This window comes from Neorickettsia sennetsu str. Miyayama (genome assembly GCF_000013165.1).
Classification (GTDB): Bacteria; Pseudomonadota; Alphaproteobacteria; order Rickettsiales; family Anaplasmataceae; genus Neorickettsia; species Neorickettsia sennetsu.
The window spans coordinates 572,559-598,262 of the sequence record NC_007798.1; the positions used below are offsets into that span (position 1 = coordinate 572,559).

Annotated in this window: 18 protein-coding genes; 5 read left to right on the top strand and 13 right to left on the bottom strand. The window is 41.9% G+C overall.

The window, feature by feature from the left end:
- The first annotated feature begins 30 nt into the window (after positions 1-30).
- The 3 genes from NSE_RS02645 to NSE_RS02655 all read left to right on the top strand — a co-directional run bounded on the left by NSE_RS02645 (position 31) and on the right by NSE_RS02655 (position 3,000).
- On the top strand, positions 31-858 hold the full coding sequence (locus NSE_RS02645) for a hypothetical protein (protein ID WP_041917512.1): 828 nt from the start codon (positions 31-33) through the stop codon (positions 856-858).
- 488 nt (positions 859-1,346) lie between these two features.
- Positions 1,347-1,775 (top strand): hypothetical protein, encoded by a 429-nt coding sequence (locus NSE_RS02650; RefSeq protein ID WP_011452037.1) that lies wholly within the window; start codon positions 1,347-1,349, stop codon positions 1,773-1,775.
- Between the two features lie 817 nt (positions 1,776-2,592).
- Positions 2,593-3,000, top strand: a complete 408-nt coding sequence (locus NSE_RS02655) for a hypothetical protein (protein WP_011452040.1) — start codon at positions 2,593-2,595, stop codon at positions 2,998-3,000.
- 398 nt (positions 3,001-3,398) lie between these two features.
- Here the strand turns inward: NSE_RS02655 and NSE_RS02660 are convergent, their stop codons facing one another.
- From NSE_RS02660 to greA, 9 genes are all read right to left on the bottom strand, one after another.
- A complete protein-coding gene (locus NSE_RS02660) occupies positions 3,399-4,163 on the bottom strand; it encodes a GNAT family N-acetyltransferase (protein WP_081430825.1) in 765 nt (254 codons plus the stop codon).
- A 28-nt stretch (positions 4,164-4,191) separates the two neighbouring features.
- Positions 4,192-4,629: a hypothetical protein gene (locus NSE_RS02665; protein WP_157858678.1), complete on the bottom strand. Its 438-nt coding sequence runs from the start codon at positions 4,627-4,629 to the stop codon at positions 4,192-4,194.
- A 464-nt stretch (positions 4,630-5,093) separates the two neighbouring features.
- On the bottom strand, positions 5,094-8,825 hold the full coding sequence (locus NSE_RS02670; RefSeq protein ID WP_011452045.1) for an FAD-dependent oxidoreductase: 3,732 nt from the start codon (positions 8,823-8,825) through the stop codon (positions 5,094-5,096).
- Positions 8,826-9,097: 272 nt separating this feature from the next.
- On the bottom strand, positions 9,098-9,553 hold the full coding sequence (gene fabZ / locus NSE_RS02675) for a 3-hydroxyacyl-ACP dehydratase FabZ (RefSeq protein ID WP_011452047.1): 456 nt from the start codon (positions 9,551-9,553) through the stop codon (positions 9,098-9,100).
- A gap of 6 nt (positions 9,554-9,559) precedes the next feature.
- Positions 9,560-10,180, bottom strand: a complete 621-nt coding sequence (locus tag NSE_RS02680; protein ID WP_041917513.1) for an OmpH family outer membrane protein — start codon at positions 10,178-10,180, stop codon at positions 9,560-9,562.
- 192 nt (positions 10,181-10,372) lie between these two features.
- The gene (fabG, locus tag NSE_RS02685; protein ID WP_011452049.1) at positions 10,373-11,113 is read right to left on the bottom strand and encodes a 3-oxoacyl-ACP reductase FabG; all 741 of its coding nucleotides are present in this window, start codon (positions 11,111-11,113) and stop codon (positions 10,373-10,375) included.
- A 429-nt stretch (positions 11,114-11,542) separates the two neighbouring features.
- Entirely contained in the window at positions 11,543-11,998 is a 456-nt protein-coding gene (rnhA, locus tag NSE_RS02690) for a ribonuclease HI (protein ID WP_011452051.1), read from the bottom strand.
- Positions 11,999-12,427: 429 nt separating this feature from the next.
- Positions 12,428-13,207: a class I SAM-dependent methyltransferase gene (locus NSE_RS02695; RefSeq protein WP_049821606.1), complete on the bottom strand. Its 780-nt coding sequence runs from the start codon at positions 13,205-13,207 to the stop codon at positions 12,428-12,430.
- Positions 13,204-13,683: a transcription elongation factor GreA gene (gene greA, locus NSE_RS02700; protein ID WP_011452053.1), complete on the bottom strand. Its 480-nt coding sequence runs from the start codon at positions 13,681-13,683 to the stop codon at positions 13,204-13,206. The genes NSE_RS02695 and greA overlap by 4 nt, the downstream gene beginning before the upstream one ends.
- 290 nt (positions 13,684-13,973) lie before the next feature.
- On the opposite strand from greA, the gene lpdA reads away from it, so the two are divergent.
- Complete coding sequence (gene lpdA, locus NSE_RS02705; RefSeq protein ID WP_041917514.1) at positions 13,974-15,359, top strand: dihydrolipoyl dehydrogenase; 1,386 nt, start codon at positions 13,974-13,976, stop codon at positions 15,357-15,359.
- A 16-nt stretch (positions 15,360-15,375) separates the two neighbouring features.
- On the opposite strand, the gene NSE_RS02710 is transcribed toward lpdA, so the two are convergent.
- Both NSE_RS02710 and typA read right to left on the bottom strand, forming a co-directional pair.
- The gene (locus tag NSE_RS02710; protein ID WP_157858679.1) at positions 15,376-16,038 is read right to left on the bottom strand and encodes a hypothetical protein; all 663 of its coding nucleotides are present in this window, start codon (positions 16,036-16,038) and stop codon (positions 15,376-15,378) included.
- Between the two features lie 2 nt (positions 16,039-16,040).
- Entirely contained in the window at positions 16,041-17,831 is a 1,791-nt protein-coding gene (typA, locus tag NSE_RS02715; protein WP_011452057.1) for a translational GTPase TypA, read from the bottom strand.
- Between the two features lie 312 nt (positions 17,832-18,143).
- Here typA and NSE_RS02720 point away from each other — a divergent pair, with 312 nt between their 5' ends.
- The gene (locus NSE_RS02720) at positions 18,144-20,633 is read left to right on the top strand and encodes a DNA polymerase I (protein ID WP_011452059.1); all 2,490 of its coding nucleotides are present in this window, start codon (positions 18,144-18,146) and stop codon (positions 20,631-20,633) included.
- Between the two features lie 41 nt (positions 20,634-20,674).
- On the opposite strand, the gene NSE_RS02725 is transcribed toward NSE_RS02720, so the two are convergent.
- Both NSE_RS02725 and rpoC read right to left on the bottom strand, forming a co-directional pair.
- Positions 20,675-21,499: a cytochrome c oxidase subunit 3 gene (locus NSE_RS02725; RefSeq protein ID WP_011452060.1), complete on the bottom strand. Its 825-nt coding sequence runs from the start codon at positions 21,497-21,499 to the stop codon at positions 20,675-20,677.
- A gap of 35 nt (positions 21,500-21,534) precedes the next feature.
- Entirely contained in the window at positions 21,535-25,662 is a 4,128-nt protein-coding gene (rpoC, locus tag NSE_RS02730; protein ID WP_011452061.1) for a DNA-directed RNA polymerase subunit beta', read from the bottom strand.
- Positions 25,663-25,704: the final 42 nt, after the last annotated feature.

Here is a 25,704-nt window from a genome sequence, read left to right on the forward strand (position 1 = left end):
ATTATTTACCTTTAACAAAGGTTTAAGTAAATGGACAATCCAACTGGCAAGCAGGGTGACCCACCTGAACACGTTGACGAAGAACAAAACAATCAGACCCAACAAGGTAACAATGCAGAAGCAGCCAGTAGTAACGGCGAGGGAGAGGTCTTTCAAGAAGCAGAAGGCGCCACAGGTGGAGCAGGTGCCCAGCAAGATGCTCCACAACCACCTGAAGGAGAGCAAGGCGCTGTAGGAGGTGTGGATGCCCAGCAAGATGCTGAAGCAGGAGAGTCCAGTAGTAACGGCGAGGAAGAGATCTTTCAAGAAGCAGAAGGCGCCACAGGTGGAACAGGTGCTCAGCAAGATGCTCCACAACCACCTGAAGAAGAGCAAGGCGCTGTAGGAGGTGCACCACAACTCGGCAACCAAGAGCCATCACCATCACAGGAACTGGCTCGCCTGCTGACAGGACTAACCGATGTTCCAAGAAAATGTACTCCTTTTCAGATCATCTGTGCTGCAGGATTTGCATATGCTATTGATCCACAAACGCGAATATTTTTCCGCAGACATCTACTAAGAACGGGTCGGTTTGACTGGATATTCCCAAGAGAAAGAGCTGCTCAGAGAAGAGTATTAGAGAGATTCATGACAGATCCAAGATTTGTGTTCGATATGCTGTCAATACTGTTTGGTATGTTCATGGCCATGTACACGATAGTTAAAATGTGTCTCTGGTGCATAGTGTACCTCATGTTGGATGCGATAGGTGTTTTTGAAGATCATGATGAAAATGGACAGCAACCACCCCCTCACGGAGGACTTAACGAAGCCAGGGTAGGTAGGATAGATCAAGGAGGACGAAATCATAATTAAAATTTTAGCTAATGTTTGCCTAATAAGTTAAATATTTACTTGACAAGTTGAACGTTTACTTAATAAATTTAGAAAAATAGAAAGCAATCAATATGTTAAACACAAATGATAAAGACCCCAATCAAAACGGTCGTGATACAAGGAAATGGTGGGGGGAATCCGAGAAGGCTTACGGCATCAAGTATAGATTAAACAAGACGACGGCGCGGGCGCGATTGAAGTTTTAATTAGGGTCTGCTGTTGATTTATTAAATGTAAAGTAAATATGTTAAACTCAAGGGGTGGAGGTGCCTGCACTAACAAAAGTGGAGATACAGGAAATGATGGTAATAACCCAGATCAAGGTAACAACCCGACACAAGGTAGGGGCCAACAAGCACCTATAAGAGGCAGAAGGAGACGTAGACGCGTGAGAGCGGGGGGGTCAGGATGAAAGTAGTGATAGAGAGACTAGTAACGTAGGAGGAGGTGCCCGCCAAACGGACGGCGTGGAACAATGGGATGACGAACCAGAAGGCGCTGAAGGAAGACAACTTCAGTACGTTTTTATACTCCTTGTTGTTGCATTTTGTTTAAATTATTTTCTTCGGTCATCTCTTATTAAAATAAGGGATCATGCCAGAGAACAAAGTGGAGGCTACCAAGAAAGGCACGAACCAAAAGAAAGCCCGCTACCACAAATTGGTCCCCTCTACGTGATTGTGCTGGGTTGGTTCTTATATTTTTTAGTAGCACTTGTAACGGGAGCAGTAGGTTTACTTGGAGCACCGGGCAATCGACTTAGAATGCTTCTAGGGAGTGGAGGAGCAGATGCAGGACAGCGTGAGGATAATCTTCTCTCAGGAGAAGGATCACTTACTGGTACACTTGATGATCCGGAACCAGAAGAACATACTGAAGGCCGGGATTTTAGCTAAGCACTAAGCGTAACGTCAATATGGGATCCTGGTGACCATCTTAATGTAAGCGCGTCAGAAGATGAAGCGAATACGCAGGAAGTACGTACAGGCATATAGGAAAACGAGTATACTCCTACGCAAGATACACCTGAAAACGAAGGTGCCACAGCTCTAAATCTAGTGGAAACAACTGATATAGGTATCACAGCTGACCCAAATGTACTTGCCCACTTTATCATTGCTTTTACTGCCCTGCTCACACCTTGTGTGTGCTTTTTATTGCATCACATGATCTCGTCCTTTCCCAAGTCGGACCATACGTACTCGGGATTTGAGAGAACTAGGTCAAGGACACGGAATTAAGTCTCCTGGGAATGTGGAGATTGGTTTACATCTTTTGCTATTCCCACTTTCCACATTGCTCTGCTTTTTATACACGTGCTGGATTATAGAATGGGGAATTGACATACAAAAGCCGGGTAATCACAACAGGGAAATATTGCCTATCCCGAACCGGAAGAGACTCCTCAAGAGTGGGACGCTAGACCACTCTAACAATTAAAAAGCTACTCCGCCTGACTCCAACTATGTAATTCAATAATCAATATATTTTGGGTAGTGCAAATCGTTTTGAATGCTTCTTATTATGGCAAATGAAAAAATAACTAAGTAGTTAACACCTTATCATTCAGAGTGGTAAGTAGCTCTAAGGTATCCAGATCGTGACTCACTGGAGAATGTTCCTAGTCGTATCAAGTAAAAAAATAGTAAGAAAATAGACAATTTTTTAATAAATCAAATCTACAATGAGACTGTTTTATCAGAACAGTTACGCATGCCACATCCAAGACACCTAAAACCAACAACATTAAAAGACTTCCTACCTGAAGGACTTACGAGTTCTTCAAATAGTGATGAAGAGTCAGAGAAAAACCAAACATCTGAACCACAGGGTGGACAAGATCAATCAAATGATATGAGAGAAGGAGCAGCTGGTGGAGGTTCCGGAGGAAGCAACACCGCTCCCGCAGCAGATACAAAAGGTCCATTGCTATACCTGCAAAAAGTTAGAAGTGCACTGCGCCCTACTAACCCTTTTGGACCTTTTCCTCAGAGCAAAGAACCTCTTTCTGCTGCATGCACAAATCCATCTGCCACAGCACCAGGGTCAAAATTATCGGCAAGTGACACGGAGAAACACGCGGCAGATCAGGATAAAAATCGTGGCGGTGGAGTCACATGAAAACGCCAAGAATTGACATACTACATCCTACTGTTCATAGTACAGTTGATGGAAAGTACGAGACCATGGATGCACCTCATTTGTCAATCTCATTGATGTATACTTATTGATACCTGATTGCAGCGTCCCTCACCACTTCCCTAGAAATATTTCTGTTAGCATCATATGAAAAAGACGCGTCGGTTTCTGTTTACCTAATGGGATCCAGTCACAAACGCGTCCCTTCACCTTTCTAAAAATACAGTTCTTGACATTACACAATGAGAAAGCGCTCACACAGTCGATATATGCTCAATGATGCCTAGTTGGAGATCACTCCCGCCTGCGCTTCTAAAAATACAGCGTTCAGGGCCATAAAACAGGAAAAACAGCTACAAATCCATCAGAAAAACATGGATTCAGGCACACTCTGAGTAGTACAATCCTAGCCCGCCAAGCATCTTGAAACCCATTTTCCTGTATAAGCTCTCAGAAATTGGATTGATACAATGAGCAATTGCTGCATCGCAACCTAGCTCCTTAACTAAGGCAAGCCGCTGTAGTATTAATTGCATTCCTATACCACGTTCCCTATACTCCTGAAGCACACCATCAGCATAAAAACATGCCACGCGCTCATCAAGATAGAAGCCACACACACCCACGATTTTGCCATCCAAAGAAGCGAGAAAAAATCGAAGCCTATTAGGATCAGCTTCTCCTATACCTCGAAATGACGGAACCAATACTCCGGGCCTGTGCCAGAAAATTCTCGACGATAAATCATCAAATAGTTGTACTTCTTCGAGTGTGAAGATTTGCTTAAATTTTACAGAAGTATCAATCTTACTTGAGGGTATTGTATATCTTGAAAGATCTAGGAAAGCTTTTTTCGGATTACTTGTGCGCCCGATATTATACTTACCTAGGTACATTTTTAGGACGCTCATACCCGGCTCAACAGCCCAGGACATGTTCCAACCACGCTCATTGAGCTTCGCCAGGATCGTTACGAACTCAGATTCTGTTATTGCACTTGAACAGAATACATAGTTAAACAAAGAATCCTTGACACCGTTGTAAACAATAAGGTGATCCCCTACCGCGATAATTTCCCAGTTGGAAATCTTCGCGAGATAGCAAACATACTGCCGAAGGTTACGGAAATGAAGCAAACCACTCATAGTTTACAGGACTCAGATCTTCGCCGAGTTAATGATCAATACCTCGACTCGCGCTCTGTCCCATACTAGGTGTAGAATCAGGTGATAAAATCATACTCTCACTCTGAGGGGAAGGCGGAGAAACGCCCTCAAGTCTTAATACACCGGCCACCCTGCCAGCTTGCTGAGCCAATTCTGATTGCAACTCTCGAGCTTGGTTAACTACATCTGGCAAACCAAATGGGTTCAGATCGGAAAGTTTTAATATCCCTTCACAAAAGTTTCCTGATAAAAGGCCCATTGCACCGCCGAGCTGCTGCCCAACTTGCTCTACGTTACCAGTTTGTGCGGAAAGAACACTCGTGTTGACACCCTTTACTGGCTCAACAAGGTTTACGACACCTCCACCGCCACTTTCTTTAGCCATCTTGGATTGGAGCATCGCTTGTTGCACTGCACCCATGCCACCGCCATCTGAACCTTCCATAATCCTTAACTAAATCGTCGAAAACGCTCGTGCAAATTTTACCATAGTGACAATGAAAAATCTCCTAAATACGTCCACCTTTTGCGCTAAACATCTCTAAGAACTACACTCTAGAACGTATAGCATGTAGAAACAAACCGCAATTATCCTCTCTCATTGATCTGGTAAATGGGAGAGATAAGCTATCTCTCACTGCGTACAAATAAAAAGAAGATCAAAGCTGTTACCTCTTACCAAAGTGTAAGTGAGAAAAATAAGTGACCACCTCTTATGTAAATGAGAAAGACAAGAAAATTTTGAACAACCGATCTATCTCCACTAACACATCGCCATGCACTATTGTGCACAAATCATTTTGGGTTTAATAAGTTCTGAAGCGGGAACATACGCACTATTTTGTTCCACCCGAGCCTTATAATGTGAATTTCCGCATTTTGTATAGGTTACACAACGGAAGCACCACATTATTTTTGTTCCATCTGGGACTTACAATACAAGTAGTTTAATTTTTCTGTTAGGGAGTTCTGTTTTAGTCTTTGAGAGAGAAAATAAAAGTCCGTAATCTCCATATTCTGATCTTGATTGACACAACTGTATACGTATTCTTCTTTCCCATTGACGTGTCTCCTCTGTATACACTGAGCGCATATGCCTTGCATCATACATTGCATCGGCGAATTAATTGATGCAATCGCTTTTAGGTTGGGTTTGAGGATATGTCTATGCTTATCAATAAATCTTTGTACAGCAGACATTAAAGAATCCGAACCTATAGTAACAATACGATCAAGCGCTCCAGCTTTTATGGGAAGTAATATTTCTCCTCTGATATACTTTTCGAGAGCCATTATCATGTTACCCATAAGAGAAACATCACAAGTCCTGTTAGAAGGAAATTTCCCTTCATCGCAAACCCAGACAACACAGTCTGAAAAAGCCTCAATCATATCCGCTTTGAAACGATCGTTCAGCTTTTTGTAACCAGAAAAATAAAGCACGTTACAGCCATTTTTTTTCATTGCCTCAGCTACGGAGAACAGCACCGCATTACCAACTCCCCCTCCGATCAGAAGAACATTTTCATTTACTGGAATCTCAGTAGGCGTGCCAAGTGGACCGGTAAGAACAACCCTTTCCCCTACTTTCAGAAACTTACATAGATAGGAAGATACACCTACCTCTATAACAATAAGCGAGATAACACCATTATTTTTGTCAACACAAGATCCTGTTAAAGCAATAGCTTCTATCTGGAAAGGAGAGTGAAAGTTTTGCAGTTTATAGAACTGTCCGGGCATGAAATTCCTAGCAGCAAGTGGCGCACAAATACGAAGCTCATAAATATTATTTGTGAGAGCTATTACTTCCAGCACCTCTGCCTTTAGCAGCTGCTCCATCATCCGTAGAAATCTTCTATTAGCAATCTCGGGAGAGTAATCATTAACAATGTGCCTGTGGAAAGTAGGCTCTTTTGCAGGGACTACACGATAGTTATCGGCCTCACCGCAACCTAGAGCGCTATCGTTTTCGGTAATCTTAAGCTCACCTTGATTTTCATCGCCTCCCTTGGTATTTGGGACGTGCAAAGTAATATCCGAACCACCCACACTGACATCACTAGATTTATGTACAGTGCAAGATCCTATCATGGAACCTGTTGATCCATGACAACGTGTATCACTCGCTCTTGACTCACTAGAGGCCTCACCATTGCTATACTTAACACTGGATTCATAGTAAGCGGAGAAATTTTCACATATTTCTGAGAGAGGAGTTTTCAGCAGCTTCTCTGTTATGAGGCGGTACTTATCTTTTGCACTAGCCATCGCACCAACAACGCTCCCAGCATAATTCTGATCTAGATCACCAAAAAAACTGATATTACCCTCCAAGTTGTTGTACCATGAGGGAAATGTGTCCTTCAGAGCTGTACTGGCCTTAGTCCCCGTCGCTATAATAACGCTCCTTGCTTTTATTATAATTCTCTTACCATCTTTAAGACACATTACTTCCTTTGCAGACGCATACTCATCCAGGAGAATTTCTAATGGCTCAACTTCTTCGATGAATTCTACACCTTCACGTAGTGCGTTATCTAGTTCCTCGAAATTTATACGATATGCTGGACTATCCTGTATTCGCTTACGGTAAACTATCTTCACACCGCCAAGCGATTTAAGAAATTGTGTCTTATTTTGTGTTGTTCTAAGCTTTCTAGCATGTGAGAGAAATTCGTATGCTATTAGCTTTTCCTCTTCGTTCCAATTTTTTTCTATTTCTAGAACACCGTATGTACTGATTAAGTAATCATATCTTTGTAGAAATTTCTCGACCTGAACCTTATAGTAAACGAGAGCCTCTGTTGCAGAATCCACAGCAGTAAGCCCCCCACCTACAACAACTACGGGCATACGCATCTGCAAGCAGGTCATCGAATCCTTTTTAAATGCTCCCCCAAGGTGAAGTGTCATTAAAAAATCTGAGGCAAACCGTACACCTCTAACAAGAACATTAGTTATATTAGGAATATTGGGACTACCACTACCAACACACAGTGCTATATGCCCAAATCCTAGCCTGTGACAGTCTTCAATGGTAAGGTTAGACCCAAATCTCACTCCACCAAAAACATGAAAGTTTTCTCTTCTCTCAAGGAGTAACCTTATCAATTTTAGGTAATTTTTATTCCATCTAACCGTGATGCCATACTCCATAACGCCACCAAACCCTTGAACAACTCTTTCATCAAGATTTTCGTAGAGTTCATTAATGTCCCTAATTAGTGCAAAATCCTTCTTATTTTTGACCGAGCACCCATCTGTAATAGGAAAAACCCCTGCTGAACACAAATCTTTCCCTGCTGTAGTAAGATCTTCAGTATAATCTAGTGTGCATAGCCCTGCTAAAGCATGCCCAGAACACTTACCTGAACAAGAACTTTTGCATTCACAACCCGACCTTCCTGTATACTTTGATGGTAAAGACTCTATTTTGACACCATCTACTAAAACTACTGTGTGTCCCTCATTAATGAGATAATGCGCTAGAGTGAAACCAGCTGGACCAGAGCCAGAGATAAGTACTTTCCTACCCGAGAGCTTCTTTGGAAACTGGTTTTCAGGACGTAAAGGATTCCACCTTGTTAGAAGGCTATAGATTTCAAAACCGAATGGTAACTCCAGAACAGCATCCAGAATTGCAGTTTCTATTCCTGGAATATTAACTGGCTCCTGTTTCTGGTAAATGCATGAACGCATACAATCGTTACAGATCCTGTGTCCAGTAGCAGCACACATCGGATTATCGAGCGTTACAACAGCCAACGCAGCTATAATCTTACCTTCTGAGTATAATTTGTTCATCTCAGAAATTCTTTGTCCCAGCGGGCATCCTTTTTGTATTATTCCAAATGCCGACTTTTTATATCCTACTTCTGGCAAAGAAAATCCGCTCCTACAGGTATCCTTTTTACGGAAATGACATATTAAGCAATAACAAGCTTGATCCACACTGGACACCTCATCCAATCCAGCATCAATTAGCTGGAAACCATCACGTGGTTGATACCCTCTCTTTTCTAGAATAACTAATCCATCCCTTTCAGCACGCTCGAATTGTATAAGCGATTCGCAATTAAGTTTTTTAGGCAAATGAAATAGAGCACCACAATATTCTCTGGAAGAACAGTTTGATAGAGATACAGTACCGTGGCACTGGCAAGTTTCCCCTAGAGCACAGAAAGCACCATCTGCGTTGTCTACGGCTTCGACCATATAGAGTGCATACTGAGCAGCAAGATTCAACTCTACTGAATATTTTTCTCGCTCCCTAAGCCATTCAAGTGCTTTTTCTGCATACAAGAGTCCATCAAACTTGGGTACGTTTAGAATAGTTTTTAGTTTTTGTTTTACTGTAGGAAAAGGTATTGTTTTTGTATATTCTCTTAAAGCGATCCTCTCAATAAAACTTCGCTTGCAGAGATGTATTACATTCGCTCTTTTTATGGAATTAGATTTTTCTTCAAATGTCTCTTCTATACAGAAGAGTTTCACTATAAAGGCTTCTAAAGCAGATGCAAGTAAAACTGTATCTCCCACTGGCTTCTTAAGTGAAGATAAGAATTTCGCATGTAGCACTGCCAATCTTTCGGTATCATACAGTTCATCAACCTTTGGAAGATTGCGCCCAAAAGACATTACAGTTAGAAGAAAAAATTCGTGCTAATAAAAAACGTTCAATCAGCTTCTCCAGTGTAGCACTCCTCAAAACTCTAACACAGCGCTCTTTCCTGCTTAAGTCAGGAAAATAATGCTCTCACAGTAAAATCTGCACATCTTTAGCAAGAAGATAGCTAAAGGAAAACCACAGTCAGACACTTGTGAAAAGCTCGCTCAAACGAAGAAGCGCACCTGAATAACATACCTGTTTGTTCAAATAAATTAAGAGAACGAACAATTTATTGCATTCATCATTCTGACTGGATTGTCGCCATAATTGTCGCCTCTACACAGAGCTCATCAGCTATATAAGCCCCAGCTTCAAACTTCCAGAAATTCATTGATTTCTTTAATAAAGTTGCATTTAGGAGAAGTTGAGTGTCCGGCAAAACAGGCTTCTTGAACTTCGCTTTCTCAATGGAGGCAAAAAAGAACGGCTTCTTATGGTATTTCTCCTCGACAGTCATCATAGCGTATACACCAGCAGCCTGAGCAAGCGCCTCAATGAGCAATACACCCGGGGTGATTGGGAAACCAGGAAAGTGCCCTTGAAAAAACCAAGCATTAGAAGCAGGCTTCCAACGACAAACTATAGACTGAGACTCCCTGTCAATTTTAACTACTTCGTCCAAAAAAAGGAAAGGATCCCTATGAGGGATCCTCTTTTTTATCTCCTCACGAGATAACAAGACATCCCCAGCACCCATCACAGTCTACTTTTTCTTAGATTTAGCTGACTTCGTTCCTGAATCAGCCTGCTCAGAGGGACTGCCTTTGACATCGGATTTTATATCAGAAGGTGCAGAGCTAGATTTCACACCGCCCTCATCAGCTTTCTTCGCATCAAGTTTTGCAACAAGCTCACCTGTGATATCAGCAATTGCACCAGAATGGTATAACACCTGATTTGCACTCAAGATCAGGTCGAATTTCTCTTTGACAGCATAGTCATCCACAAATAGCTTCACTTTCTTTCCTATGTCCTCTATACGTGACATATACTCATTCTCAATATCGGAAGCGCTTTTGGCAGCATCCTTTTCAGCTGAAGAAACCTCGTCTGAAAGAGCCTTTGCCTTCTCATCAAATGCCTCCTTTGAAAGGACATCTTTCTGTTTCTCAAGCTCTTTATATTTTTCCTCTATTGCAGCCCTAGTAGAAATAAACTTTTCCCTGACAACGCGCTGCTTCGCCTTTATGCTTTCCATAAGTGCCGACGCTTCCGAAGAGCTTTCGAAGATGACATTTATATCGGCCACTGCAATCTTTAGATCGGCAAGCGCTGAATTAGCAGACAGTAAAAAAGCTACGAATAAAAAATGAAGCTTACGCATCACACAAGGGACATTTAAAGATAGGTGGAAGTATACACGATAATATCATCCAAAACCACTCGTAATAAAAACAATTTCCCAAGAAAACAACAGGTAACTTTCTATTAGAAAAAGCCAGCACAGACGGCGAGGGAAGCCAGACTTAATGCACAACTTGGATTAAACAGCGAAAGTCCTCAGGGGCACACAGAACTATACCATCAACATTCCGCCATTCACGTGGAAAGTCTGCCCTGTAATATAACTTGCCATATCACTGAGTAGAAGAGCGACAATACCACATAGTTCCTCAGGTAATCCAACCCGCTTCATCGGAATGGTAGGAAGTACTTGTGCAAGTTGCTCTTCGGTGAGCTTATCCGTCATGTTAGTCTTGATGAAGCCAGGCGCAATGCAATTCACCAGTACCCCTTTAGATGCAAACTCACGAGCAAAACTTTTTGACATACCTATGATCCCAGCTTTTGCGGCACAATAGTTCACCTGACCTGAGTTACCCATAACCGCAACGACTGAAGAAATGTTCACTATTCTCCCATATTTTTGACGCATCATCAGCACTGCAGCATTTTTATTGAGTATAAAACTTGACGTTAAATTGACATTGATAACCTTCTGCCACGAATCTAGCCCCATACGTAAGGACAATTTATCATCCGTGATTCCAGCATTACAAACTAAGCCGTCCAGACCACCTAGTTTTTCCTTACAGCCTTCTATGAGCAGGTGCACATTCTCCAAATCTGAAAGGTCCTGCACAATAACATGTGCTCCGCAATCAATACTTGCGTTCAGGGCGTGCAATTTCGCCTCTTTAGTGCCCGAAATAACAAGTCTGGCTCCCAAGGCATGAAGATACCTAATTAAAGCTTCTCCTATACCTCCAGATGCCCCGGTGACCAGTATGCGCTTATCACGGAGACTAAAACCCATCTCAAGACTAATAAAATAGAACCAGGAGGCAGTTTAGCACCATGCGTGCGCGAAAAACAAGAACAAATCGAGAATTATATACAACTGCTTACAAAACTTCATATTAACAAACCATTGGAAAAGCAAAATAGCTTTTGGGCGAGTTCCAATCACGTAAACTAACCATCCGTAGCAATCATAGGTCGTCAAATCCTTTCTACTGCTTTACACCATTTATAGACATCTAATTCATATAGCTTGCACACTTTGCTTATTGAAACCTTGCCCCATTCAAAGACTACGCAGAGATAGTATTAAAAGACCGTTTCATCATCCACACCACATAAAATCAGACTGCAATTCTGAACACTGGAAAGTCCCAATAGGGCGCCGTAGTCTCTACATTAGAAGAAATTAATTACCAACGACACACTTAACACAACAAAAACTTTATTCAGGTTCGCAATTCGTAAAAGAGGCAGCTTCTTTTCGTGCTACTCTATCAACAATTTCGTTATAATGATCACCATTATGAGCCTTAACCCACAACCATCGTACAGTATGTGCGGCTGCAATTCCATGTAGCCTGACCCACATTTCCTTGTTTTTTACAGCTCCTCCTGATGAGTTACGCCACTTATTTTTCATCCAACTCTCTATCCAAGCAGTGATACCTTTGTAGACATAAGTACTATCGGTGTATACAGTGACTCTTTTTCCTTTTTGTTCAAACGACTCCAGAGCTTTTATTACTGCAAGCAACTCCATTTTGTTATTTGTACTATCTGCCTCTCTCCCGGAAATTATCTTTTCGTTGGTACCTCTCTGAATTATCACTGCAGCCCAACCACCAGGACCTGGATTACCTAAACATGCACCGTCGGTGTATATCACGTATTCTTCCATACTTAAAACCCTAGATCGTCAATATCTTATCAACTCGGAATGAACAATGATATCGAATTATCCTTTTTCATGTGCATAACTTGATAACTCACCCACACCATAACAAGTACATAGCTTTTTCAGCACTGACAAAATATCGTTTGAAATGAACATACTATCCTCCATCCCATGGTGTCTCAACAAATGAGCAGCACATTCGGGCTAGAATTATTATTCATCTAGCTCAACAACAGCAGTCTATACACTATCCTTTTTTGCGCTGTCTAAATTCTAAATATATGTAGCCCATTCGGATTGAACTACGTGTCTAATTCGACAACAGCACTGACGCTATCTATTTCTGCACTATCCTAACACATTGTGTCCTATTTTGATTAGATCACCCGTATGACCCACACCTGTAACAGGGCAAGTAATGAAAGCAGACATTCAGGCACCTTTCATTGCGACAAGCACTAGTACTTCAAATGTGGCTTTGATTCCATCAAGACAAAGTCTCTCATATTCCGTTATGATTCTCTTGAGAGTGCCCATGGTAGTCATACCATAATTGATCCCTGAGATTGCACTACTTTGCGCAGTAGCATGTATGTCAGTGAAAAGCTTATATACACTCGAGTATTCGACGACTACTTTTTCACTTGTCACAATGGGAAGCACAAACCCAGCTCTTTGTATAAGTCTTCCTGCATCCTTAATGTGAATAAAAGGAGAAACTCTAGGCACAAAACCATCCCCACCCTCTGCATTGAAGATAGCTTGTTTGAGTTCTATCAATGTCTCAGGACCAAAAAGACTAACAAGACACATACCCCCAACCTTCAAAGACCTGTATATAGCTGAAAAGGCGCCTATCAAATCGTTCACATGGTGCATAAACATGCCACTTATGACAAGATCAAAATTATTCTCCCCAAGCTCAAAACTATCATCTTCGACGACAATTTTCTTACCAGATACGGACGCTAGCATTTCGTGACACACGTCCAGGTGAACAACATTTGCAAAAGAAAGATCCTCAAATTCTTTCAAACTGACAAGAAGTTCTCCCCTGTGGGCACCAAAATTGAGCACGTCACTGAAGCTACCACTTATCTTCTCAAGCAGAAGGGCATATATCTCCAGTAAAAGATAATAATGGGACGCATCCACCCCCGCAAAACGCTTCCTGCGAGCAATTATAGCTCTTGTATCGAAGAGACGCTTCAACTTTGTCTAAATTCCACACCCAAGATTTTATAGGTTTTCTTACCACTCGGGAGATCTATTTCCACGATTTCACCAACTTCCTTATTCATTACTGCCTTTCCGATTGGTGAGGACACAGATATTTTTCCTTCCTTTATATCAGACTCGAGGTTACCTACAATTTGGTAGATTAGCACGCTCTTACTTTCCATATTTTCTAGCGTCACGGAGGCACCAAATTTTACCCTTTCGCCTGTAAATTGAGAAACATCTATCACTTCTGCCTCTGAAAGACATAACTGCAATTCCCGTATTTTCCCTTCAACAAAACTTTGCTCTTTTCGTGCTTCATGGTATTCAGCATTCTCAGAAAGATCACCTAATTCTCTAGCCTGAGCAACTGCGGCTACAACTGACGGCTTCACCACTTTGACAAGCTTTTCTAGTTCCTCCTGAAGTTTACAATACCCCTCCCTAGTGATAGGTAACTTTCTCATCTTGTACCCTCCCAAAGACAAATATTATGCCAACAAAATAAAAGCAAGCGCCGTGATTCTACACCAAAATCCTCTAAGAGTACACAAATCATGGATTTCCCCTGGACCAAAATACTCAATAAAAGGGATGGTACACAAGTTTCCCTACCAGGGATTTTGCCATTGTTAGAGCAAGTCTGCGCAGCAGAGAACTACCCAAAAAGTAATTTCGGCATAATAAAGAATAGAAAAAGATTTCCAGCACAAAATTTTTGTAATACCATTTAGGCTTGTGTCACTTTTTTGTGAGAATGTCCGAGAAAGAGTTTGATGTAGTTGTCATAGGCGGCGGCCCCGCTGGATACGTGTGTAGTATAAAAGCGGCACAACTCGGTATGAAGGTTGCATGTGTAGAAAAACGCCCTTCTCTCGGTGGGACATGTCTGAACGAAGGATGTATCCCTTCCAAGGCGTTACTCCACTCATCCTACGCTTACTATTCTGCTAAAAAGTGCTTTGATGTTCTCGGAGTAGAATGCTCTGATGTAAAGTTGAACCTAACAAAAATGATGGGAAATAAATCCAGAATAGTGATGGAATTATCCCAAGGCATCGAGTTTTTATTCAAGAAAAATAAGGTTACTCGGTTTACTGGAACGGGCAGCATACTAGCCAATGGTGATACAAAAAAAAAATCCGTCATTATTGACAAAACTGAGACCATACACACAAAGTATGTTGTTCTTGCAACTGGTTCCGAGGCAGCTGAGCTTCCGTTCGCGAAGTGTGATGAGAAAAGCATCTTATCATCACGTGGCGCATTAGAGCTGGACGCTGTCCCTAAAAGCATGATTATCATTGGAGGGGGAGCAATAGGACTGGAAATGGCTTCCATTTGGTCAAGACTTGGCACTGAGGTCACCCTTATGGAATACGCGGACAGAATCGCAGCAGCCTCAGATGGTGAAGTCAGCGACTATCTTCTGAAATCACTAACAAAACAAGGTATAAAGTTCCATCTCTCCAGTAGGATTACAGAGATAAAAAAAGGAAAGCTTCTTTCTGCAACCTTTGAGAAAGATGAAAAAATAGGAAGTATATCAGCAGAAAAAATTCTAGTCGCCGTTGGCAGGCGTCCATACTCAGCCAATATTGGTGTTGAGCTGGAGAGGAACCCGTCTGGTTTCATAAAGGTAGATAAAAATTTCCAAACCAGCGTTCCTGGAGTATATGCCATAGGGGACACAATTCCGGGGGTAATGCTAGCTCACAAAGCCGAGGAAGAAGGGGTAGCTGTAGCAGAAATCCTAGCAGGTAGGACAGGCCACATTGGATGGATTCCATCTGTAATATATACTCACCCAGAAGTTGCAAGTGTAGGAAAAACCGAGGAAGAATTGAAAGTCATAGGTATAAAATACAAAGCCTCCAAATTTCCGTTTGCAGCTAATAGTCGGGCTAAAACGACTAACGACACAGGAGGTTTTGTAAAGATGTTAGTTGATGAGCACGACACCGTACTCGGTGTGCACATAGTCGGACCATCTGCTTCTTCACTTATAGCCGAAGCCGTCCTGGCAATGGAATATGGTGCTTCAGCGGAGGATATCGCGAGAACCTGCCACTCTCACCCAGACCTAAACGAAGCAATGAAAGAAGCCGCTCTAGGAGCATTTTTCAAGCCAATACATTTCTAATCATTCCAGGTCAGAATTACCTGGTATATGTTTGTTTTATAATCCACTCGCCTGGCGTGCGTTTGTTCGTTGCGTGTCGTAGAGCAATTTCTCCTCTATCTGTCATCGTAGAAAGTGTTTCCGTTACAGAACTTTGGCTAGCGAGCACATTGTCTAGAACTGAATTCAGTTTGGTAGCGTAGAACAACGACTCTCTACGGTCCACAACCGAAGGGAAAGAAGAAAATGATCCTAAAATAAAGAAAAAAACCATTAAGGTAGCGTAGCCGGGGACTGCAAGCCTTCCCTCTTTGTAAAAAAAGGTAACAACTGTAACACCAACAGTACTGGCCACCTGAGCCGCTACTTCAGCAACGAAAGTAGGTTGAGTGAATTTGTTTAGCTTTTTAGATGGAATACCGCTATCTTCTGAGGAAGACAAAATTATACAAGCTTTTTCGTATGCAGTTTTTATATTATTACACGTGCTACTTCTTGTATAACTTACGTATAGTACAGAAAAAGAAATAAAAACCTGCAGCAAAATGCTCGTTACCAGGAGTATATAAGTAACTTTCTTTTGCCCCCGAACCATGCTTAAGGCCATGGCTGCGCCCCTCAATATTGCTATAAGTAGGACTTCTACGAACACTCCACAATACTTAGTCCGTACGTTTTTCTTGCCCTTTGTACACTTCATTTTTAGACGTTCTGTTTTTTCCTCATGTTGGAATCCAATACCTTTTTACGCAACCTCAAAGACAACGGTGTCACTTCAACAAGTTCATCATCATTAATATAAGCCATCATTTCTTCTAACGTCATTAGCAAGGGTGGACTAAGCCTGACTGCCTCATCACTACCAGCAGCACGAATATTTGTGAGCTGCTTACCCTTGAGGACATTTACATCAAGGTCATTACCCCTGCTGTGTTCACCTACTATCATTCCACAGTAGACCGGATCCTGTGGCTTTACAAACATTATGCCTCTATCCTGTAAATTGAAGAGTGCATAAGCAACAGCTTCCCCTTGTCCATTCGATACCAAAACACCATTCGATCTACTATCTATCTTCCCAGAGTATGGTGCGTAGCCATAAAATACTTTATTCAGTATACCACTTCCTCTGGTATCTGAGTAGAACTTCCCATGATATCCAATCAACGAACGTGCAGGAATATGATATACCAACCTTACCCTTCCTCCCGGGTAGTTTTCCATAGATTGCATGATCCCTTTCCTTGTGTTTAGGGTCTCCATTACTATCCCTGCGTATTCTTCATCCATATCGATTGTAAGCTCTTCGATCGGCTCCATTTTTTGACCATTCTCGTCGATTTTTATCACTACCTTTGGCCGTGAAACAGATAATTCAAAGCCCTCTTTTCTCATGTTCTCGATCAGAACACCGAGCTGTAATTCTCCACGTCCCATCACTTCAAATTGTCCTTCTCCTCTTTCTTCCATTTTTATGGAAACATTTGTCTTCACCTCTTGTAGGAGGCGCGCCAAAATCATACGAGAAGTTAGTTTATTCCCCTCTTTACCAGTGAAAGGGGAAGTATTAACGGAAATGTTGATAGAGATAGTAGCGGGATCAATTGGAATAGCATCAATTGGTGTATTCACCGATGGATCGCATACAGTATCAGTGACCGATGTATCTGCTAAACCAGCGATAGCAATTATTTCGCCTGCTTCTGCATTCTCAACAACCTTCTTCACCATACCGTCAAAAATTTGCAACTTAGTTATGCGGGAATTCTCTAACAATTCCCCACTTAAATTTATTGCCTTTACGTGTGCATTCACTGAAATAGAACCCTGCTCTATCTTTCCAATTAAAATTCTTCCAAGGAAATTGTCATTTTCGAGCATCGTAACGAGCATTGAAAAAGGTGCTTCTCTATCATATTTCCGGACAGGAGTGTACCCTATTATTGTTTCCAACAGTGGTACGAGGCTTTCTCGCTGATCATTGAGATCACGGACACACCAACCATCTCTACCGGAGGCATACAGAACAGGAAAATCTAGTTGCTCATCATTCGCTTCCAGAGCAAGAAAAAGGTCAGATATTTCATTGATGACCTCTTCAATTCTCCTATCTGGACGATCAACTTTGTTTATTATCACTATAGGCCTCAATCCTACCTTAAGCGCCTTTGAGAGGACAAATTTTGTTTGCGGCATAACACCTTCTGCACTATCAACAAGTAACATAACAGAGTCTACCATTGACAGGATGCGCTCTACCTCACCTCCAAAATCCGAGTGTCCTGGTGTATCTATAAGATTGATTTTCACATTCCCATAAGATACAGAAGCAACCTTCGAGAACATTGTAATACCACGTTTCTGTTCCAATGGATTTCTGTCCATGCCGACCTCATCCAAAACATTGGCCTGCCTAAGCAGATTATTAGTTAACGTTGTTTTTCCGTGATCCACGTGAGCAATTACGGCTATGTTTAGAGTCTTGTTATTCATATAAACCCAGGGCTACTCGCGGAATTATAGCATCAAATAATCTTGAGAACATCGAGGTTTCATATAAAGATGCTATTTTTTTTATAAAAAAATGCAGTAACTTGAGAACACAGCAAATCTTGAAAACCACACGCAGTTCATCACAACGAAGAATCAAATTAATTAAGAAACTAAGAAAACCTTCCTAAAATTGAGGCAATTCCATCAAGTGAGGAGCCAACAGTACAAGCCGAGAATCCTATACAATATAAAACGTGACTAACCATCCATATGTAGTACAATTCACACTCTGATACTAGGGAAAGGTACTCAATGTCTGAAACCTTGATGATAATAGACGCATATAACTTCCTTTTTAGTGCGTACTTTGCTCTACCAAACCTTACACATAATGAACTGCCCGTAGGAGCAGTATACGGTTTCCTAAACATATTGCTAAAACACCTTCGAACCAAACCAGAATATTTAGTGGTTGCGCTGGATCATGGCAAATCGACATTTAGGGAGACTATATACAACAACTACAAAGCAAACAGACCTCCAGTTCCTGGAAACCTGACCCCACAGTTCGCTCTTCTTAGGGAATGTGTAGACGTTTTAAATCTTAATCCACTCGAAATTGAAGGCTTTGAAGCTGATGATGTCATAGCAACTCTGGTAAGAAAGTTTTCTAAAAGTGACCTAAAAATAAAAATACTTTCAACCGACAAGGATCTTATGCAACTTGTCAATGAGAATGTACATGTCATAAACCCAATAAAGAACAGGATCATAGGGGTTAACGAAGTTAAGGAAAAATTTGGTGTATTTCCAACACAAATGACAGATTTTCTCTCCCTTGTTGGTGACACATCTGATAATATTCCAGGAGTGCCTGGAATTGGTGTAAAAACAGCTGCAAAACTTCTTAACACGTTCGGTGCAATAGAAAACTTCAGACTTAACGAAATTTCCCCAGCAAGAATTAAAGAAAGTCTTCTTAGACATCACGATCAGCTTACACTATCAAAGAGACTGGTCTCGCTTGTAGATGATATAAACATTCAGTGTTCCCTCGATTGCATACGCTATCAGCAACAAGACGGTACAAAACTATTAGCCTTTCTAGAAAAATATGGCTTTAAAAACCTTATTCCAAAGCTAGTCAAAAGTACTCCTAAACAGTTACTACATATTACAAAATCAACAAATAAAATTAATGATTTTAGTCTTAGTGCCAAATATGAAGGCCAGATAACCATTTATAAAAATGGTGAGAAAACCATTTTTAGTACGCGAGAAGCCTCAATCATAGGTGACCTAAACATGCTCCAAGATCTATTTACAGATCGATCAATAAAGAAAATTTTTCATAGCGACAACATACCACATCCCGACCCTACAAATGACTCTTTTGAGGATCTAAAGGTAATCGCTTATCCTCTGAATACCTTGAACACGGATCTTGAGTACTTGTTCTCACACTACCTTGGAGAAACTTCCCGAGAAGCGTTCCATAAAAGACTAAATGAGCTCTATGAAAAACTATGCAACGCAATGTTCACAGAAAAGGTATTGACCCTCTACTATAAGGTGGACAAACCTCTGATTAATGCCATAAAACACATGGAAAAAAATGGCATATCCCTGGACGTAGAACAACTCCTCTCACTATCTACGCAAATATCAGGTAAATTAGAGGAGATAGAAAGCAAGATTTTTGATATTGCCGGAAAGACTTTTTCTCTGCAATCACCGAAGCAACTCGGGAAGGTGTTATTCGAAGAAATGCAAATACCTGTGCAGAAAAAGCTAAAAAGTGGTTTGTCCAGTACAGACAACGAAGTGTTAACCAGCCTGAGCATTCAGGGATATGAGATAGCAGATTACCTTCTCTCGTGGAGACATTATATTAAACTGAAAACTGCGTACATAGATCCACTTCTTCTGAAGGTAAATCCCAACGAAGAAAAACATCGTATTTCCACTACTTATTCTGCAACACTTACACTCACTGGCAGGCTGAGCTCGTCCAATCCAAATCTTCAAAACATACCAAGAGAAAAAGAAATACGAAAAATTTTTACAGCAAAAGAAGGACATCATTTTTTATGTGCAGATTACTCTCAAATTGAACTAAGGATTCTTGCATACATAGCAAACGTAGAGCGTTTGAAATGCGCTCTTGCCAGTGGCACAGATCTGCACACACTTACAGCAAGTCAGATTTTTAAAACGGATAAAATTACACCAGATTTGCGCAACAAAGCCAAGGCAGTTAATTTCGGCATAGTCTATGGAATAACAAACTTCGGATTATCAAAACAGCTCGCGATCTCAAAAGAGGAGGCAGCCTCATACATACAAAAATATTTCGATGAGTACCCAGAAATCAAAATCTATATGAATCACATAAGGAACCAAGCAAGAAAAGATACTTATGTTAAAACGATGATGAACCGTAAATGCCCTATTCAAAATATAAATAGCAATAATCGTACGATTTCACTCGTAGCAGAGAGGTCTGCTATAAATGCTCCTATACAGGGTACTGCCGCGGATATAATACGCACAGCAATGGTTAGGATGGCACAAGAAAAAGAACTACTCTCACATATGGTAATGCAAGTACACGACGAACTTGTATTCGAGCTTGAAACAGACGTAATCCAACAACTAGCAAAAAAAATAAAGCGAATAATGGAAGAATCTCACGGAATCCCACTCTTAGTAGAGCTGAAACACGGACCAAACCTCGGAGAACTGGAGGACTTAAAACTCGAAAGAAGCCAAGCCCCACAACAGGGAGGGCAAGGAGGATGAACTAGAGAACACGTATACAGCGCCTGATCCATCAGTGCAGACTAAAAAGCGACACTCAGCCAGTACAAAAAGACAAAGAGAAAAAGCCAGACTACGTCAACAAAGTGCCAATACCAAGCAGCAAACTCGAGCCCTAAATGATTCTGAGCAGTGAACTGCCCATCTCTAGCACGAAAGTAGCAAACTGCAAGGAAGATCGTACCAATAATCACATGAAGACCATGAAAACCGGTAGCTATATAGAAGTTAGATGAGTAAATCGCCTTATAACCTTCCTCAGCAAGGGCAAAAGCAGAATGGTAATACTCGTAGCCCTGCAGGCAAGTAAAAATCAAACCAAGCACCACAGTGTACAAGAGCCCTTTGACCACACCATCGTTATCACCCTTAAGTACAGAATGATGCGCCCACGTCATAGAAGCACCTGAGAGAAGAAGAACCATCGTGTTGAGAAGTGGTAAATTCCATGGATTAACAGCTACTATACCTTCGGGAGGCCAAGTTAATCTGACTCCCGGCCACGGACCATCCATAACATACGCTGGGTCAAGCCAAGCCTTGAATATCGACCAGAAAAACGTAAAAAAGAACATCACCTCCGTAAAGAGGAACAACACCATTCCTATCCTCAATCCTCTCCGAACAACGGAGGTATGCGCTTTACCTGTGACACCTTCAGCTATAACATCACGCCACCAATAAAACATACAAGCCAAAAGGAGCACCGTGCAAGAAAAAAGCGCAAATTGGCTATAGGGGAACGAATGCATGAAAAACGCAGCCGATGCAAGCATCCCAAAAGAAGAAGCAGCTGTAAAAATAGGCCAAGGACTAGGACTCAAAACATGGAAAGCACCTTTACTCATATTCAACTACACCTCGAAAAACAATAAACAGCTCACTAGGTGGAGGTCAAATCACCACCTACGCCAACAGACACTTGTTTACCTTGCCGTTCGCCAGTAAACTCGCGCTTTAATTTATCGATAAAATACCCAGCGCCAACAGGTAACAACCTGCCTGCTATAATATTCTCTTTCAGACCTCTTAGTCTGTCAACCTTACCGGCAACCGCAGCCTCAGTTAACACCTTAGTAGTTTCCTGGAATGAGGCTGCTGAAATAAACGACTCTGTCTGCAAACTTGCCCTTGTAATACCTAACAGGACCGGTACATAAGAACAGCATCTCAACCCCTGTGACGCCATAACCTCATTGATCCGCTCTACACGAGACTTATCAATCTGCTCCCCAATAAGGAAAGTTGTATCACCAGCATCAGTGATCTCAACTTTTTGCAGCATCTTACGAATTATAACTTCTATGTGTTTATTATTGATTTTAACCCCCTGCAACCTGTAGACGCGTTGTATCTCGCTAATCATATACTCCGCAAGGGCCTCCAAACCAAGCACCCTGAGAATCTCGTGCAAATCTGGATCACCATCCATAAGGGGCTCACCCCTTCTAATAAAATCCCCCTCACTAACAATCAAATGTCTACCTTTTGGTACAAGGTACTCATAAATCCGTTCCTTATCTTCACGCGACCTGACAATAACTTTTCTTTTTGATTTATAGTAATCCTTTGCGAATTCAACGTAGCCATCAATTTCACTAATCACTGCGTTAACTTTAGCTTTCCTTGCTTCAAACAGCTCGATCACGCGAGGCAGACCACCAGTAATATCACGGGTAGTTGTTGACTCTTTCGTGATCTTCGCAATCACATCCCCAGCTTTAACAACATCGCCGTTCGACACATTGAGTATCGCTCCAAGCGGCAGTAGATAAACCGCATCTTTAGAGTACTGACACTTTGCAACTGAACCACTCTCATCGAGTATCTCAACACGTGGACGCAACCCCGAAGAGGACTCTGCTTGACGCCAATCAACAACCATTCTATTTAGAATGCCGGTACTTTCATCATGAACCTCATTGTACGAGACACCTTCTATCATATCCGCATAAGATACCGTGCCAGACGCCTCTGCTACTATAGGTACAGTGTACAAATCCCAGTCTGCTAACTTCTTCCCAATTGGAACAACTTCACCCTCTTTGACATATACGGTCCCACCATACTGCACCCTACCTTGAAAGTGCTCTATACCAAGAGAATCAACAAGCAAGATCTCAAACGACCTACTCAAGACAACATAGTTGCCATCACGGTCCGTAATCAAGTTCGCGTTCGTAAACTTAACCTTACCCCCACAAAACGCAACCATACTCGAGTTTTCCACTCTGCGCGTCGCTGCACCACCAACGTGGAATGTCCTCATTGTGAGCTGTGTGCCAGGTTCACCCACCGACTGGGCAGCAATTACACCTACTGCTTCACCAAGGGCAACCAACTTCCTATTTGAAAGATCCGCACCATAGCACTTGCGACATATACCGTGTTTACTTTTGCATGTGAGAACCGAACGAATCCGAACCGAATCTATACCAAGCGACTCTATTCTTTCAATGGACTTATCATCGAACATCTCTCCTGCACGCACTATCACGGAACCATCCGATGGGTCTATAATATCAGTCGCAGAAACTCTACTAAATATACTATCACTGAGCGGTATAATCACCACACCACCCTCAACGGTGGCGCGAACCACTAACCCATTGGAGGAGCCGCAATCCTCTTCAACGATAATAGAATCCTGTGCTACATCAACTAGCCTACGAGTCAGATAACCAGAGTTCGCAGTTTTTAATGCTGTATCTGCAAGTCCCTTACGTGCGCCATGCGTAGAGTTAAAGTACTCTAAAACGCCCTGTCCTTCCCTTAAATTTGATATGATTGGATTCGGGATAATCTCACCGGATGGCTTCGCCATCAGCCCCCGCATTCCAGCAAGCTGCTTTATCTGCGCGGCGGAACCCCTAGCACCAGATTGTGCCATCATAAAGATGGAATTCATCTCCGCAACGCTTTCATACCCAGAAATTCCATCCATCATGTCTTTTGCGACAAGGTCCGTACATTTCTGCCACGCATCAACAACCTTATTGTATTTTTCGTGTTTGGTGATCAAACCCTCTTGATACTGAAATTCGTACTCCTTAACCTCTTCGTTTGCTCTTCTCACATGCTCCGATTTTGTTGGAGGTACAACCATATCATCTTTCCCAAAGGAAATACCCGAGAGCGTCGCATACCTAAAACCCAATTCCATGATGCCATCTGCAAACTCAACAGTTTTACCATGACCGCAAGTCTTATATACCAAATCAACAAGATTGCTTATATCTCTAACCGTAAGCACCATGTTTATACTTTCAAACGGCACACCCTTTGGAAGAATTTTGAGCAACTGTAATCTACCAAAAGTCGTTGTATAAACTTTTACCCCATCTTCTAGCTCAATTCCGCATCTGATCTTAGTATGAAGCCCAATATCACCATTTGCGAAAGCATGCTCAGCCTCCCATGTAGCACAAAAAGTCACCGGATGGACAACGCCCCCTTTCTCCTCGAGGCTAAGATAATACACGCCTAAAACTATGTCCTTAGATGGGACAATAATCGGGCGTGAATTGGCTGGATTGAGGACATTATTCGTCGACATAACAAGCAACCTAGCTTCAACTTGTGCCTCAATAGACAAAGGAACGTGCACAGACATCTGATCACCGTCAAAATCAGCGTTGAATGCAGTGCAAACTAACGGATGCAATTGTATTGCTTTACCTTCAATAAGAACTGGCTCGAACGCTTGGACACTCAGCCTATGAAGGGTAGGTGCTCTATTCAAGAAAACAGGGTGCTGATGAATAACCTTAGCAAGTACATCCCAGACTTCTGGCTGTTCATTTTGTACCATCCTCCGAGCAGTCTTGATCGTCGGAGCAATTCCATAAAGTTCCAGTTTGGAATATATGAAAGGTTTGAACAACTCCAGCGCAATTTTTTTAGGCAGCCCACACTGATGAAGCTCTAGGGCCGGACCAACAACTATCACGGATCTCCCAGAATAGTCTACGCGTTTGCCAAGGAGATTCTGCCGGAACCTACCTTGTTTCCCCTTAAGCATATCACTAATGGATTTGTAAGGTCGCTTGTTACTACCCTTAATAACTTTTGCACGACGCCCATTATCGAAAAGTGCATCTACAGCTTCCTGTAACATCCGTCTTTCGTTATTTATGATAATATTGGGCGCTTTCAGATAGATCAGACTCTTCAATCTATTGTTCCGGTTGATCACTGATCTGTACAACGCATTCAAATCAGAGGTCGCAAACCTTCCACCATCCAACATAACAAGCGGCCTAAGATCAGGTGGCATTACTGGTATGACATCTAAAATCATATCAACCGGCCTACTGTCTGATCCAAGAAATTGTTCTACTAGACGGAGCGTCTTAATGATCTTTTTTTTCTTTACTTCAGAATTCGTTGCAGCTGCCTGAGAGCGTAATTTCACTGCCATCTTTTCCAGATCCAGTGAAGCAAGCATATGTCTAATAGCCTCGGCACCTATCATCGCAGTAAACGAGTCGGGACCGTATTCACGAACTGCATTCATATAGGCTTCATCAGTGATGAGCTCGTTTTTAGTAAATGTAGTAACACCCGGATCGATTACTATATACAACTCAAAGTAGAGCACTTTCTCCACATTTTTAAGCGTCAAGTCCAGCAAAATGCAAATCTTCGATGGAAGAGATTTTAAAAACCATATATGTGCAACAGGACTAGCCAGCTCTATATGCCCCATACGCTCACGGCGTACTCTTGAGGAAGTAACCTCTACACCACACCTCTCGCAAATTACCCCACTGTACTTAATCTTTTTATATTTCCCACAAAGACACTCGTAACTCTTTGTAGGACCAAAAATTTTTGCGCAGAAAAGACCATTTTTTTCTGGCTTGAATGTCCTGTAATTGATAGTCTCGGGCTTAGTGACCTCCCCATAAGAAAGAGACCGTATCTTATCAGCACTCGCAAGGGAAATCTTGATACCATCAAAATCAACCGAGCTGCCCCCATTCTGGCGAAAACTCCTAAAATCTCCCATAAACAAAAAGGACCACCCCTATAGAAACCGAAAGCAAATATT

Coding starts and splice junctions, on each gene's coding strand:
- NSE_RS02680 (WP_041917513.1), bottom strand. CDS start 10,180: ATGCGTAAGCTTCATTTTTTATTCGTAGCTTTTTTACTGTCTGCTAAT.
- NSE_RS02655 (WP_011452040.1), top strand. CDS start 2,593: ATGCCACATCCAAGACACCTAAAACCAACAACATTAAAAGACTTCCTA.
- rnhA (WP_011452051.1), bottom strand. CDS start 11,998: ATGGAAGAATACGTGATATACACCGACGGTGCATGTTTAGGTAATCCA.
- NSE_RS02720 (WP_011452059.1), top strand. CDS start 18,144: ATGTCTGAAACCTTGATGATAATAGACGCATATAACTTCCTTTTTAGT.
- fabG (WP_011452049.1), bottom strand. CDS start 11,113: ATGGGTTTTAGTCTCCGTGATAAGCGCATACTGGTCACCGGGGCATCT.
- NSE_RS02665 (WP_157858678.1), bottom strand. CDS start 4,629: ATGGAAGGTTCAGATGGCGGTGGCATGGGTGCAGTGCAACAAGCGATG.
- NSE_RS02710 (WP_157858679.1), bottom strand. CDS start 16,038: ATGAAGTGTACAAAGGGCAAGAAAAACGTACGGACTAAGTATTGTGGA.
- NSE_RS02645 (WP_041917512.1), top strand. CDS start 31: ATGGACAATCCAACTGGCAAGCAGGGTGACCCACCTGAACACGTTGAC.
- lpdA (WP_041917514.1), top strand. CDS start 13,974: ATGTCCGAGAAAGAGTTTGATGTAGTTGTCATAGGCGGCGGCCCCGCT.
- typA (WP_011452057.1), bottom strand. CDS start 17,831: ATGAATAACAAGACTCTAAACATAGCCGTAATTGCTCACGTGGATCAC.
- rpoC (WP_011452061.1), bottom strand. CDS start 25,662: ATGGGAGATTTTAGGAGTTTTCGCCAGAATGGGGGCAGCTCGGTTGAT.
- NSE_RS02725 (WP_011452060.1), bottom strand. CDS start 21,499: ATGAGTAAAGGTGCTTTCCATGTTTTGAGTCCTAGTCCTTGGCCTATT.
- greA (WP_011452053.1), bottom strand. CDS start 13,683: ATGAGAAAGTTACCTATCACTAGGGAGGGGTATTGTAAACTTCAGGAG.
- NSE_RS02660 (WP_081430825.1), bottom strand. CDS start 4,163: ATGAGTGGTTTGCTTCATTTCCGTAACCTTCGGCAGTATGTTTGCTAT.
- NSE_RS02670 (WP_011452045.1), bottom strand. CDS start 8,825: ATGTCTTTTGGGCGCAATCTTCCAAAGGTTGATGAACTGTATGATACC.
- fabZ (WP_011452047.1), bottom strand. CDS start 9,553: ATGGGTGCTGGGGATGTCTTGTTATCTCGTGAGGAGATAAAAAAGAGG.